Consider the following 13,996-nt stretch of genomic DNA (forward strand, 5'->3'; position numbering starts at 1 on the left):
TTGTCATCTCGTTAAGGATTTACTCCTTGACGGTGGGCTTAACGCCGAGTTGACTTCCAGCCACCTCGGCCGCAACGTCGCGGCCTCGTCAGGGAGGTTTCTGAAGTGAACACGAACATGCGTCGTGCCGCTGTAGCCGTTGCCGCCACCGCGATGGCCGTCACACTCGCCGCCTGTGGCAGCGCCAAGGAGTCGGGCGGCGGCACCAAGTCGTCCGACAGCGCCAAGAAGGGCGACGACCTCAAGATCGGTCTGCTGCTCCCGGAGAACCAGACCGCACGCTACGAGAAGTTCGACAAGCCGCTGATCGAGGCCAAGGTCAAGGAACTGACCAACGGCAAGGGCCAGATCGTCTACGCGAACGCCAAGCAGGACGCGACGACGCAGAACCAGCAGGCCGACACGATGATCACCAACAAGGTGGACGCGCTCATCGTGGACTCGGTCGACTCCAAGGCCATCGCGGCCTCGGTCAAGAAGGCCAAGCAGGCCGGTATCCCGGTCGTCGCCTTCGACCGCCTCGCCGAGGGCCCCATCGACTCCTACGTGTCCTTCGACAACGAGGAAGTCGGCCACGTGCAGGGCAAGGCCCTCCTCCAGGCCCTGGGCGACAAGGCCAAGTCCGGCGACATCGTCATGATGAACGGCGCCGTCACCGACCCGAACGCCGCGCTCTTCAAGAAGGGCGCCCACGCCGAGCTCGACGGCAAGGTGAACATCGGGAAGGAGTACGACACCAAGGAGTGGAAGCCCGAGAACGCCAACGCCAACATGGAGGGCGCGCTCTCCGCCCTGGGCAAGGACAAGGTCATCGGCGTCTACTCCGCCAACGACGGCATGGCGGGCGGCATCATCACCGCCCTCAAGGCGGCCGGTCTCTCCAAGCTCCCGCCGGTCACCGGCCAGGACGCCGAACTCGCGGGCGTGCAGCGCATCCTCGCGGGCGAGCAGTACATGAGCGTCTACAAGTCCTACCCGCAGGAGGACGCGATCGCCGCCGAGATGGCGGTCAAGCTCGCCAAGGGCCAGGACCTCGGCTCGATCGCCCCGAAGAAGATCGACTCGCCGACCACCAAGGCCGTCCCGTCGAACATCGTCCCGGTCGTCTCGCTGACCAAGGACAACATCAACGACACCGTGATCAAGGACAAGATCTACACGGTCGCCGAGATCTGCACCGCCAACTACAAGGCCGCCTGCGACGCGGCGGGCCTCAAGTAGTTCCCCTCGCCAAGTCCCTTGCCACCCAAGGGACTTGAGCGCTCCGAAAAGCCCTCCGGCGCCCCGCGCCCGCTCAGCCCCCGCTGCGGCGGGGGCGCCGGACGGAACGTTTCGGCTCTTGCTGTTCTCTTCTGCTCGACCTCCGCGCCCCCACCCCTTCGGGCGCGGCATCCCCGCCGGTCAGGCGGCGAAGGAGATGGTTCACGTGTCCGCTACGCCCGTGTTGGCGTTGCGCGGGGTCTCCAAGCGGTTCGGTGCCGTTCAGGCGCTCACCGACGTAGAGCTTGAGGTCCACGCCGGTGAAGTGGTCGCCCTGGTGGGCGACAACGGCGCCGGAAAGTCCACGCTGGTCAAGACGATCGCCGGCGTGCACCCCATCGATGACGGCGTCATCGAGTGGGAGGGCAAGGCCGTCCAGATCGGCAAGCCGAACGACGCCCAGACCCTGGGCATCGCGACGGTCTACCAGGACCTCGCGCTGTGCGACAACATCGACGTCGTCGGCAACCTCTACCTCGGACGCGAGCTGAAGAAGCGCGGCGTCCTCGACGAGGTCGAGATGGAGCGCCGCTCGCGCGAGCTGCTCACCACGCTGTCGATCCGCATCCCGAGCGTGCGCATCCCGATCGCCTCGCTCTCCGGCGGCCAGCGCCAGACCGTGGCCATCGCCCGCTCCATGCTCGGCGAGCCCAAGCTCGTCATCCTCGACGAGCCGACCGCGGCGCTCGGCGTCGAGCAGACCGCCCAGGTGCTCGACCTGGTGGAGCGGCTGCGCCAGCGCGGCCACGCGGTCGTCCTCATCAGCCACAACATGGCCGATGTGAAGGCCGTCGCCGACAAGGTCGCGGTGCTCCGGCTCGGCCGGAACAACGGTGTCTTCGACGTGAAGACCACCTCGCAGGAAGAGATCATCTCCGCCATCACCGGGGCCACGGACAACGCCGTGACCCGCCGTGCGGCGCGCAACGCGGAGGTTCAGAAGTGAGCACCGACAAGACCTCCTCGACCGACCTCGGCAAGCCGGCCACGGCCCCTGTCGACGCGCCGCCCGCCGCGGACGCCGCCTCCGCCGCGGTCGACCCGCGCCTGCTCGTGCGCGAGCAGGGCTTCGGCGGCTACCTCGGCGAGCTGAAGCGCAAGGTGCGGGCCGGTGAGCTGGGCGCGCTGCCCGTCATCGTCGGCCTGATCATCATCTGCATCGTCTTCCAGAGCCTGAACTCGAACTTCCTCACCGCAGGCAACCTGTCGGACATCTCGGTCGCCATGGTCGGCACCGGCATGATCGCGGTCGGCATCGTCTTCGTGCTGCTGCTCGGCGAGATCGACCTGTCGGTCGGCTCGGTCAGCGGTGTGGCGGGTGCCTCCTTCGCGGTGCTCAGCGTTCTGCACGGCACGCCCGAGTGGCTGGCCCTGATCCTGGCCATCCTCACGGGTGCGGTCGCCGGGACCATCCACGGTTTCATCTTCGCGCGCATCGGCGTCCCCGCCTTCGCCGTCACGCTGGCCGGTCTGCTGTTCTGGAACGGCTTCATGCTGAAGATCCTGGGCGACAACGGCACGATCAACACCAATGGCTCCGGCGTCTTCTACAACCTGTCGAACTACTTCTTCAGCGACATCGCGGTGGCCTACGGCGCGGCCCTGGTGGCCGTCGCCGTGTACTTCCTGTCCGCGTTCTTCGACAGCCGTCGCCGTGAGGCCGCGGGCGTCCCGTCCCGGCCGCTCAGCGAGATCGTGCTGCGCACGGTCCTGCTCGCCGTGGTGGCCTTCGCGGTGGCCTTCATGTTCAACCAGAACAAGGGCCTGCCGCTCGCCGTGGTGATCTTCCTCGCGGTGCTGATCCTCACCGACTTCGTGCTCCGCCGCACCTCGTACGGCCGCATGATCTTCGCGCTCGGCGGCAGCGTCGAGGCCTCGCGCCGGGCCGGCATCAACATCGTGATGGTCCGCACCTCGGTCTACGCGATCTCCGGCACCTTCGCGGCCGTGGGCGGCCTCTTCCTCGCGTCCAAGATCAGCGCGGCCAACCAGGGCGCGGGCAGCGGCGACCTCCTGATGAACGCCATCGCGGCGGCCGTCATCGGCGGCACCAGCCTCTTCGGCGGCCGCGGCCGCACCTGGAACGCCCTCCTGGGTGTCCTGGTGATCACCTCGATCCAGTACGGCCTCGCCCTCGAAGGCGTCGCCGCCGCGATCCAGCAGATGATCACCGGCGGCGTGCTGTTGATCACCGTGATCATCGACGCCATCACCCGGAAGACCCAGAAGTCCGCGGGCCGCGCCTGACCTGCCCCGTTCCCGACGTGCCCGGTGCCTGGGAGGCGCCGGGCACGTCCGTGTGTGCGAGTGCCCGTCAGCCACCCGGGTGACACACAACGCACCGCCCCGGGCCCGCGGCCACGGGCGGAACATTAGACTCAACGGATCGGCATGCTCGACCAGCACGGATGCAAGGAGGCACGGGTGCCGCTGCTTACCCGTATCAGGGGACCGCGCGATCTTGACCGGCTCAGCCCGGAGCAACTCGACCAGCTGGCGGCAGAGATCCGGACCTTCCTGGTGGACGCGGTCTCCAAGACCGGCGGACACCTCGGTCCGAACCTCGGTGTGGTGGAACTGACCATCGCGCTGCACCGCGTATTCGAATCGCCCCGGGACCGGGTCCTGTGGGACACCGGACACCAGAGCTACGTCCACAAGCTGCTCACCGGGCGGCAGGACTTCTCCAAGCTGAAGATGAAGGGCGGCCTGTCCGGCTACCCGGCACGCGCCGAGTCGGACCACGACGTCATCGAGAACAGCCACGCCTCGACGGTCCTCGGCTGGGCCGACGGCCTCGCCAAGGCGAACGAGGTGCTGAAGAAGGACGACCACGTCGTGGCCGTCATCGGCGACGGCGCCCTCACCGGCGGCATGGCCTGGGAGGCGCTGAACAACATCGCCGCCGCCAAGGACCGCCCCCTGGTGATCGTGGTCAACGACAACGAGCGCTCCTACGCGCCGACCATCGGCGGCCTCGCCAACCACCTGGCCACCCTGCGCACCACCGACGGCTACGAGCGTTTCCTGGCCAAGGGCAAGGACCTCCTGGAGCGCACCCCGGTCGTCGGCAAGCCGCTGTACGAGACCCTGCACGGCGCCAAGAAGGGCCTGAAGGACTTCATCGCCCCGCAGGGCATGTTCGAGGACCTGGGCCTGAAGTACGTCGGCCCCATCGACGGCCACGACATCGACGCGCTTGAGTCGGCCCTGCAGCGCGCCAAGCGCTTCGGCGGCCCGGTCATCGTGCACTGCCTCACCGAGAAGGGCCGCGGCTACCAGCCCGCCCTCGCGGACGAGGCCGACCGCTTCCACGCGGTCGGCAAGATCCACCCGGACACCGGCCTGCCGGTGTCGACCTCCGGCCTCGACTGGACCTCGGTGTTCGGCGAGGAGATGGTCAAGCTCGGCAAGGAGCGCGAGGACATCGTCGCGATCACCGCGGCCATGCTCCAGCCGGTCGGCCTCGACAAGTTCGCCAAGGCCTTCCCCGAGCGGGTCTACGACGTGGGCATCGCCGAGCAGCACGCCGCGGTCTCCGCCGCGGGCCTGGCCACCGGCGGTCTGCACCCCGTCTTCGCGGTGTACGCCACCTTCCTCAACCGCGCCTTCGACCAGGTCCTGATGGACGTGGCCCTGCACAAGTGCGGGGTGACCTTCGTGCTCGACCGGGCCGGCGTCACCGGCACCGACGGCGCTTCCCACAACGGCATGTGGGACATGTCGATCCTCCAGGTCGTGCCGGGCCTCAGGATCGCCGCCCCGCGCGACGCCGACCAGGTCCGGGCCCAGCTGCGCGAGGCCGTCGAGGTCGAGGACGCGCCGACCGTGGTGCGCTTCTCCAAGGGCGCGGTCGGCCCGGCCGTCCAGGCGGTCGGCCGCATCGGCGGCATGGACGTACTGCGGGAGCCTTCCGCGGGTGCCGTCCGCCCGGACGTGCTCCTGGTCTCCGTCGGCGCGCTCGCGCCGATGTGCCTGGAGATCGCCGATCTGCTCGACGCCCAGGGCATCTCGACCACCGTGGTCGACCCGCGCTGGGTCAAGCCGGTCGACGAGGCGCTCGCGCCGCTCGCCGAGAAGCACCGCGTCGTGGTCACCGTCGAGGACAACAGCCGGGTGGGCGGCGTCGGTTCGGCCGTCAGCCAGGCGCTGCGCGACGCGGGCGTGGACGTCCCGCTGCGCGACTTCGGCATCCCGCCGCGCTTCCTCGACCACGCCTCGCGCGGCGAGGTCATGACGGAGATCGGTCTGACCGCGCCGGACATCGCACGTCAGGTCACCGGTCTGGTCTCCAAGCTGGACGGCCGCTACGAAGAGAGCCGCGCCGCGGTGGAGCCCGCCCGCGACTGATCATGTGACGACGGGTCAAAGGGCCGGACCGATCTGCCTGTACGGGTGATTGGTCCGGCCCGTTCGCGTGAAAAACACGCTCAGCCCGGTACCCGTGTCTCCTCTCCTCCCGATCATGGCGAGGACGATGAGCTAGCGGAGGTGCACGGGTGGCCAGTAGAGGTCTGTTCCGGACCAAATCGATCGAACAGTCAATCCAGGACACAGAGGAGCCAGAACACGCGCTCAAGAAGTCCCTGTCCGCGCTCGACCTCACCGTTTTCGGGGTCGGAGTCGTCATCGGTACCGGCATCTTCGTCCTCACCGGCAAGGTCGCCAAGGAGAACGCCGGGCCCTCGGTCTCGATCGCGTTCGTGGTCGCGGGCGTGGTGTGCGCGCTCGCCGCGCTCTGCTACGCCGAGTTCGCCTCGACGCTGCCGGTGGCCGGGTCGGCCTACACCTTCTCCTACGCCTCGCTCGGCGAGCTGCCCGCGTGGACCATCGGCTGGGACCTGGTGCTCGAATTCGCGCTGGGCACGGCGGTGGTGGCGGTCGGCTGGTCCGGGTACGTGCGCTCGCTCCTGGACAACGCGGGCTGGCACCTGCCCGAGGAGCTCAGCGGGCGCGACGGCGCTCACGGCTTCGGCTTCGACATCCTGGCCGCCGCCCTCGTCCTGGTGCTCACCGTCATCCTCGTGCTCGGCATGAAGCTGTCGGCCCGCGTCACCTCCGTCGTCGTCGCCGTCAAGGTCGTCGTCGTCCTGATCGTGATCATCGCGGGCGCGTTCTTCATCACGTCCTCCAACTACTCGCCGTTCATCCCCACGGCGCAGCCGCAGAGCGCGGGCAGCGACCTCAAGGCGCCGCTCATCCAGCTGATGTCCGGGTACGCCCCCACCAACTTCGGCGTGATGGGCATCTTCACCGCCGCCTCCGTCGTCTTCTTCGCCTTCATCGGCTTCGACGTGGTGGCGACCGCCGCCGAGGAGACCAGGAACCCGCAGCGGGACATGCCGCGCGGCATCCTCGGCTCCCTCCTGATCTGCACGATCCTCTACGTGGCCGTGTCCGTCGTCGTCACCGGCATGCAGCACTACACCGAGCTCTCGGTGGACGCGCCGCTCGCCGACGCCTTCAAGGCCGTCGGGCACCCCGTGTTCGCGGGCGTCATCAGCTTCGGCGCCGCCGTCGGCCTCACCACGGTGTGCATGATCCTGCTGCTCGGCCAGACCCGGGTGTTCTTCGCGATGAGCCGGGACGGACTGCTGCCCCGGTTCTTCTCGCACGTCCACCCGCGCTTTCGCACCCCGCACCGGCCGACCATCCTGCTCGGCGTGATCATCGCGATCGTGGCCGGCTTCACCAGCCTCAGCGAGCTCGCCGAACTGGTCAACATCGGCACCCTGTTCGCCTTCGTCATCGTCTCGATCGGTGTCGTCATCCTGCGCCGCACCCGCCCCGACCTGCCCCGCGCCTTCCGCACCCCGCTGGTGCCCTGGGTGCCGGGACTCGCGGCGGCCGCCTCGCTGTGGCTGATGATCAACCTGCCCGCGGAGACCTGGATCCGGTTCGGCGTGTGGATGGCGATCGGCATCGTCATCTACTTCGCCTACGGCCGCCGGCACAGCATCGTGGAGAAGCGCGCCGCCGGCAACTCCCAGTAACCGGCGCCCGATTCCATGCGGCCCCGTATGTCCCCGCGATCGGGGCGTACGGGGCCGCATAGGGTGGCCCGCATGCTCGCCGAGTCGCCGCCCTCGCCACGATCCGTGACCACGGGCATGCTGCCGGGCCAGCGCCGCCGCCCCACCGACCCGCCCGATCCCGCCCCGCCCCCCTACTGGCGCCGGCTGTTCCCGGTCCTCGCCGCACTCGCCCTGCTCACCCGTATCCCGTCGTTCCGGCATCCGCTGTGGAACCCCGACGAGGGCTATCTCGCCGTCCAGGCACGCCTGTTGGCGAACGGCGGCACCCTGTACACCACGGTCGTCGACCGCAAACCGCCCCTGCTGCCCTGGCTGTACGAGGCCGCGTTCGCGCTGTGCGGCGACGACTCGCTCGGCCCGCTGCGCCTGGCCGCCGTCGCCGCCCAGCTCCTCACCGCCCTCGCCCTCGCCTCCACCGCCCGCCGCCGCTGGGGCGACCGCGCGGGCCGCGCCGCGGGCGTGCTGTACCTGCTCGTCTCGGTGGGGCTCAACCCCGAGGACGCCCAGGCCGCGACCTTCGAGGTGTTCATGCTGCCGTTCACGGCGGCCGCGGTGCGCTGCGCGGACCGCGGCCAGTGGACCCGGGCCGGCCTCGCGGTCGCCGGGGCCTGCCTCACCAAACAGACCGGCGGCGCGGCCCTCGCCCCCGTCCTGTGGCTCCTCTACCAACACCCCTATGGGCGGCCAACAGCCCTGCTGCGTACGGTAGTTGGCGTCGCCCTCCCGGTCGTGGCGGCGGCCCTGCTCACCGGCCCCTCCCGCTTCCTGTTCTGGACGGTCACCGGCTCGTCGTCGTACGCCACCTTCGCCGGGTCCGAACTCCACGTCCTGGCACGGGGGTTGACCAACGCCCTCATCCTGGCCGCGGGCTGCGCCGGGCTCCTGCCGCCGGTCGTACGGGTGCTGCGCATCGCCCGGACCGGCGCCGCCGACCTGTGGCTCTGGCTGATCGCATCGACGGGGGCGGTCCTGCTCGGCTTCCACTTCTTCGGGCACTACTACCTCCAGCTCATCCCGCCCCTGGTGCTGCTCGCCACCGGCGCCCTCCAGATCCTGCCGCCGTACCGCCTCACCAGCGCGCTGCTCACCTCCGCCGCGGCGTGTGCGCTCTTCCTGCTGTGGGGCCTGCTCGCGCCCCGCCCCGACCTCGCCCACACCGAGCGCCTCGCCGCGGCCGTGCAGGCCCGCACCGGTACCGCCGACCGGGTCCTGGTGTGGGGGATACACCCCGAGACGTACTGGCTGGCGGGCCGCGTCCCCGCGAGCCGTTACCTGACCGCGGGGCTGCTCACCAACTACAGCGGCGGCCGGGACGGCCCCCAGGTGGGGGAGAAGTACGGGGTCGCCGGGGCCTGGCCGGTGTTCCGCGGCGAACTCGCGGGCCGCCCCCCGGCGCTCGTCGTCGACGACTCACGGGGCCTGCCCTTCGCCCCCGACCGCCTTCCGAGCCTGCGGCGCTTCCTCGACTCCCGCTACCAGCGCGCCGCCGTCGTGGACGGAGCCGTCTTCTACGTCCGTACGCGCTGACCGCCTCACCCGGCCGGGCGAACGCGAACGGGTGGAAGCGTGGTCCGGGCGCCGGTGACCGGTGGCGAAAAGCCGCACGTCGGGACGGAAATCCCGGGGAAATCGGGGGCGGCGACCAGTGTTATGGTCGCTGAAAGTCGCTGGTTTGCTGGACCCGGACGCGTCGCGCGGATCCGGTGGGGAAAGGTGGTCGCGGACCATGGCACAGAGGTCTCGACAGGCATCGGGCGCACAGCCCGCGAGGGCGGGCGGCATCGTCACCGCACCGGTCGCCGCCACCCCCGTCGTGGCGGCCGATGACGGCCGCCCCACGGTCACCGACTGGCTCCGGCTCGGCAAGGACGGCCGGCTCACCGCATACGCGCCCGCCGCCGGCGGCGTGGCCCGCTGGACCGAGTCCCGCCCGGGCGGCGCGTGGACCGGCCCTGAACTCGTCGCGCCGGGCAAGGGCCTCCAGGGGCACCTCTCGATCGCCCAGGGTGCCGACGGCTACGTCCATCTGACGGCGCTGCGCCACACCCCGATCGAGGACGGCGCCACCTGGACCGAGCTCGTCCACGCCATCCAGTACCAGTCGGGCCGCCCGGTGAAGAACTGGGCCGTGGTGGGCTCCCCCTACCCGCGGCGCGACTGGAAGCTCGGCCTCAAGATGGGCCACCCCTCGGTGGGCGTGGACTCGGCCGGCAACGCACAGATCGTGGTGCGCAACGCCTTCGGCGGCGTCTCCGCGCGTGGCCAGGAGCCGTCCGGCAAGTGGGCGGGCTGGGCCGACCTCAACGGCAACGGCGCCGATCGCTCGATATCCGTGGTCGCGTCCGCGGGCGGCCGGATGGTCATCCACGCCCCGTCCGACAACGGCATCATGCGCTTCGAACGGGCCGCGGCGGACGCCAAGTTCGAGCGGATCGAGAAGCTGCCGGGCACTCCGGAGACGGCCACCGTCAACGGCCTGGAGACCGGCGAGGACGGCCGGGTCACCTTCTTCCTGCGCGACGCCAAGTCCGGCGAACTGCGCGCCTGGCGCGGCGACGGTCCCCTGGAGTCGCTCGGCGGCCGGGGCACGGGTCCGGTCGCGGTGCTGCGCAAGGAGATCGACGGCGTCGACTGCACGGTGCTCGCCCAGCGCGACCGCGACGGGCGGCCCGCGATAGCCGCCTACCCCACCGAGCAGGAGGGCGCCGGGGTCAGCTGGACGCCGACCGGCGAAGTCTGCGCGGGCGCACCGGCGTTGACCCTGGACGCGGACGGCCGCGTCGTCCTCGGCGTGTTCACCCCGGACGGCGGCCTGCGGATCACCCGCCAGCGCACCGACGAGCGCGGCCTGGCCCTGGAGGCCTGGCAGCAGGTCTGACGCAGGACGAGCAGGCGCGAAGGCCCGGGACCGGACCATGGTCCCGGGCCTTCGCACATCCATGACGGTCCGTCACCCGGCCTGCGGCAGAAGCCCCTTGATGACGAGAACGGCCCCGCACCGAGGTGCGGGGCCGTTCTCGTGCCGTGTCGGCGGGCGGGTTACGCGGGGACGCTCGCGACGCCCTGCGCCAGGAACTTCTTCCCGTTCACGCGCTCCGAGACGCCTTCGCGGTCCAGGTACGGCGTGATGCCGCCCAGGTGGAAGGGCCAGCCGGCACCCGTGATCAGGCAGAGGTCGATGTCCTGGGCCTCGGCGACGACGCCCTCGTCCAGCATCAGACCGATCTCCTGCGCCACCGCGTCCAGGACGCGGTCGCGGGTCTGCTCCTCGGTCAGGGCCACATCGCCCTGCTTGAGGAGGGCGGCGACCTCCGGGTCCAGCTCCGGCTTGAAGCCGTTCTCCGCGGAGTAGACGTAGAAGCCGCGCTTGCCGGCCTTCACGACCGCGGCCAGGTTCTCGGAGACCGTGAACCGGTCCGGGAAGGCGCGGTTGAGGGTCTCGGACACGTGCAGGCCGATCGCCGGGCCGACCAGCTCCAGGAGGACCAGCGGCGACATCGGCAGACCGAGCGGCTCGACGGCCTTCTCGGCGACGGCGACCGGGGTGCCCTCGTCGATGACGTTCTGGATCTCGCCCATGAAGCGGGTCAGGATGCGGTTCACGACGAACGCCGGGGCGTCCTTGACCAGAACCGCGGTCTTCTTCAGCTTGCGCGCCACACCGAAGGCCGTGGCCAGCGAGACGTCGTCGGTCTGCTCGCCGCGGACGATCTCCAGGAGCGGCAGGATCGCGACCGGGTTGAAGAAGTGGAAGCCGACGACCCGCTCGGGGTGCTTCAGCTTCGACGCCATCTCGGTGACCGACAGCGAGGAGGTGTTGGTGGCGAGGATCGCGTGCGCCGGGGCGACGGCCTCGACCTCCGCGAACACCTGCTGCTTGACGCCGATCTCCTCGAAGACCGCCTCGATGATGAAGTCGGCGTCCGAGAAGCCCTCGGCCTTGTCGAGGACGCCGGACACCAGGCCCTTGAGGCGGTTGGCCTTGTCCTGGTTGATCCGCGACTTGGCGAGCAGCTTGTCGATCTCGGCGTGGACGTAGCCCACGCCCTTGTCGACGCGCTCCTGGTCGATGTCGGTCAGGACGACCGGCACTTCGAGGCGGCGCAGGAACAGGAGCGCCAGCTGCGAGGCCATGAGACCGGCGCCGACGACACCCACCTTCGTCACCGGGCGGGCCAGGTTCTTGTCCGGGGCGCCGGCCGGGCGCTTGGCGCGCTTCTGGACCAGGTTGAACGCGTAGATGCCGGACCGCAGTTCGCCACCCATGATCAGGTCGGCGAGCGCGCTGTCCTCGGCGTCGAAGCCGGCCTGCAGGTCGCCGTCCTTGGACGCCGCGATGATGTCGAGGGCGCGGTAGGCGGCCGGGGCCGCACCGTGCACCTTCGAGTCGGCGATGAAGCGGCCCTTGGCGACGGCCTGGTCCCAGCCCTCGCCGCGGTCGACCTCGGGGCGCTCGACGGCGACGTCGCCCTTGAGGACGTTCGCGGTCCAGACGAGGGACTGCTCCAGGAAGTCGGCACCCTCGAAGAGGGCGTCCGCGATGCCGAGTTCGAAGACCTGCTTGCCCTTGAGCTGGCGGTTCTGGTTCAGCGAGTTCTCGATGATGACCGAGACGGCCTTCTCGGCGCCGATCAGGTTGGGGAGCAGCGTGCAGCCGCCCCAGCCCGGGACGAGGCCCAGGAAGACCTCGGGCAGCGAGAACGCGGGCAGCGCCTTGGAGACGGTGCGGTAGGTGCAGTGCAGACCGACCTCGACACCGCCGCCCATGGCGGCGCCGTTGTAGTACGCGAACGTCGGCACGGCCAGCGCGGACAGGCGCTTGAAGACCTCGTGGCCGCTCTTGCCGATGGCGAGCGCGTCCTCGTGGCGCTTGAGGATCTCGACGCCCTTGAGGTCGGCGCCGACCGCGAAGATGAACGGCTTGCCCGTGACACCGGCGCCGACGATGGAACCCTCGGCCGCCTCCTTCTCCACCTGGTCGATGGCGGTGTTCAGGTTCGCGAGCGAGCCCGGGCCGAAGGTGGTCGGCTTGGTGTGGTCGAAGCCGTTGTCGAGCGTGATGAGCGCGAAGCGCCCGGCGCCGTAGGGCAGTTCGAGGTGGCGTACGTGCGCGGACGTCACGACCTCGTCCGGGAACAGCTCGGCCGCGCCCTTGAGAAGCTCAGCGGTGGTGGTGCTCACTTGCTGCCTCCGGCGTCCTTGTGGTGCGGGTTCTCCCAGATGACCGTGGCGCCCATGCCGAAGCCGACGCACATGGTGGTGAGGCCGTAGCGGACCTCCGGCTGCTCCTCGAACTGCCGGGCCAGCTGCGTCATCAGGCGTACGCCGGACGAGGCGAGCGGGTGGCCGTAGGCGATGGCGCCGCCGTACTGGTTGACGCGCGCGTCGTCATCGGCGATCCCGTAGTGGTCCAGGAACGCGAGGACCTGGACGGCGAACGCCTCGTTGATCTCGAAGAGGTCGATGTCACCGATGGACAGGCCCGCCTTGGCGAGGGCCTTCTCGGTGGCCGGGATCGGGCCGTAGCCCATGACCTCGGGCTCCACGCCGGCGAAGGCGTAGGAGACGAGGCGCATCTTCACGGGGAGGTTGTTCTCCCGCGCGAACTCCTCGGACGCGATGATCGACGCGGTGGCGCCGTCGTTGAGGCCGGCCGCGTTGCCCGCGGTGACGTTGCCGTGCACGCGGAACGGCGTCTTGAGGCCCGCGAGGCTCTCCAGGGTGGTGCCCGGACGCATCGGCTCGTCGGCGGTGACGAGGCCCCAACCGGTCTCGCCCACCTCGGAGTTGGTGTTGCGCACCGAGATCGGGACCAGGTCCTGCTGGATCTTGCCGTCGGCGTACGCCTTGGCGGCCTTCTCCTGCGAGCGCACGGCGTACTCGTCGGCGCGGAGCTTGGTGATGTGGGGGTAGCGGTCGTGCAGGTTCTCGGCGGTCATGCCCATGAAGAGGGCGGACTCGTCGACCAGCTTCTCGCTGACGAACCGCGGGTTGGGGTCGACGCCCTCACCCATCGGGTGGCGGCCCATGTGCTCGACGCCACCGGCGATCACGGCGTCGTACGCGCCGAACGCGATCGAGCCGGCGACCGAGGTCACGGCGGTCAGGGCGCCCGCGCACATGCGGTCGATGGAGTAGCCGGGCACGGACTGCGGGAGGCCCGCGAGGATGCCTGCCGTACGGCCCAGGGTCAGGCCCTGGTCGCCGATCTGGGTGGTCGCCGCGATGGCGACCTCGTCGATCTTCGCGGGGTCGAGGGCCGGGTTGCGGCGCAGCAGCTCGCGGATCGCCTTGACGACCAGATCGTCGGCCCGGGTCTCGTGGTAGATGCCCTTCGGGCCCGCCTTGCCGAACGGGGTGCGGACGCCGTCGACGAAGACGACGTCCCTGACGGTACGAGGCACGATGGCTCTCCTCCAGGGTGCGGGGTGGCACTGCACTGCTGCGCACGCGGCTGAGCGCGCGCTCACTCCGCCCATGCTACTTACGAGTAACCAAACTGCCCACCCCCGGGGCGCGGAGCGGCGAAGGTCACACCCCGGGCGGCCCCCTGGGGCTCCGCCCCAGACCCCGTTCGCGCCTTGAGGGCGCTCGTCCTCAATCGCCGGACGGGCTGTAGGTGCCCCAGCACCGGGCTTCCAGGGGCGCGGGGAACTGCGCCAGCAACCACGCGCGGTCCGCAGCCGAACCCAGCACCTCCG

Annotated in this window: 9 protein-coding genes; 7 read left to right on the plus strand and 2 right to left on the minus strand. The window is 70.2% G+C overall.

The window, feature by feature from the left end:
- Positions 1 to 117 precede the first annotated feature (117 nt).
- The 7 genes from IE267_RS22465 (at position 118) to IE267_RS22495 (ending at position 10,173) form a co-directional block, all read left to right on the plus strand.
- Entirely contained in the window at positions 118 to 1,221 is a 1,104-nt protein-coding gene (locus IE267_RS22465) for an ABC transporter substrate-binding protein (protein ID WP_189764484.1), read from the plus strand.
- A gap of 196 nt (positions 1,222 to 1,417) precedes the next feature.
- Complete coding sequence (locus IE267_RS22470) at positions 1,418 to 2,206, plus strand: ATP-binding cassette domain-containing protein (protein ID WP_100576034.1); 789 nt, start codon at positions 1,418 to 1,420, stop codon at positions 2,204 to 2,206.
- Entirely contained in the window at positions 2,203 to 3,507 is a 1,305-nt protein-coding gene (locus tag IE267_RS22475; RefSeq protein ID WP_167152733.1) for a sugar ABC transporter permease, read from the plus strand. Before IE267_RS22470 ends, IE267_RS22475 begins: the two co-directional genes overlap by 4 nt.
- Positions 3,508 to 3,684: 177 nt before the next feature.
- A complete protein-coding gene (gene dxs / locus IE267_RS22480) occupies positions 3,685 to 5,610 on the plus strand; it encodes a 1-deoxy-D-xylulose-5-phosphate synthase (RefSeq protein ID WP_161257338.1) in 1,926 nt (641 codons plus the stop codon).
- Positions 5,611 to 5,759: 149 nt separating this feature from the next.
- Complete coding sequence (locus IE267_RS22485) at positions 5,760 to 7,253, plus strand: amino acid permease (RefSeq protein WP_189764441.1); 1,494 nt, start codon at positions 5,760 to 5,762, stop codon at positions 7,251 to 7,253.
- A gap of 72 nt (positions 7,254 to 7,325) precedes the next feature.
- Positions 7,326 to 8,822 (plus strand): ArnT family glycosyltransferase, encoded by a 1,497-nt coding sequence (locus IE267_RS22490; RefSeq protein ID WP_189764442.1) that lies wholly within the window; start codon positions 7,326 to 7,328, stop codon positions 8,820 to 8,822.
- Positions 8,823 to 9,021: 199 nt separating this feature from the next.
- Positions 9,022 to 10,173, plus strand: coding sequence for a PLL family lectin (locus IE267_RS22495; RefSeq protein ID WP_229861364.1), 1,152 nt, complete (start codon positions 9,022 to 9,024; stop codon positions 10,171 to 10,173).
- 161 nt (positions 10,174 to 10,334) lie between these two features.
- On the opposite strand, the gene IE267_RS22500 is transcribed toward IE267_RS22495, so the two are convergent.
- A complete protein-coding gene (locus tag IE267_RS22500) occupies positions 10,335 to 12,476 on the minus strand; it encodes a 3-hydroxyacyl-CoA dehydrogenase NAD-binding domain-containing protein (protein ID WP_189764443.1) in 2,142 nt (713 codons plus the stop codon).
- Positions 12,473 to 13,699: a thiolase family protein gene (locus IE267_RS22505; RefSeq protein WP_189764444.1), complete on the minus strand. Its 1,227-nt coding sequence runs from the start codon at positions 13,697 to 13,699 to the stop codon at positions 12,473 to 12,475. The genes IE267_RS22500 and IE267_RS22505 overlap by 4 nt, the downstream gene beginning before the upstream one ends.
- Positions 13,700 to 13,996 lie beyond the last annotated feature (297 nt).

Origin of the sequence: Streptomyces xanthochromogenes (genome assembly GCF_014650455.1) — a bacterium.
Classification (GTDB): Bacteria; Actinomycetota; Actinomycetes; order Streptomycetales; family Streptomycetaceae; genus Streptomyces; species Streptomyces xanthochromogenes.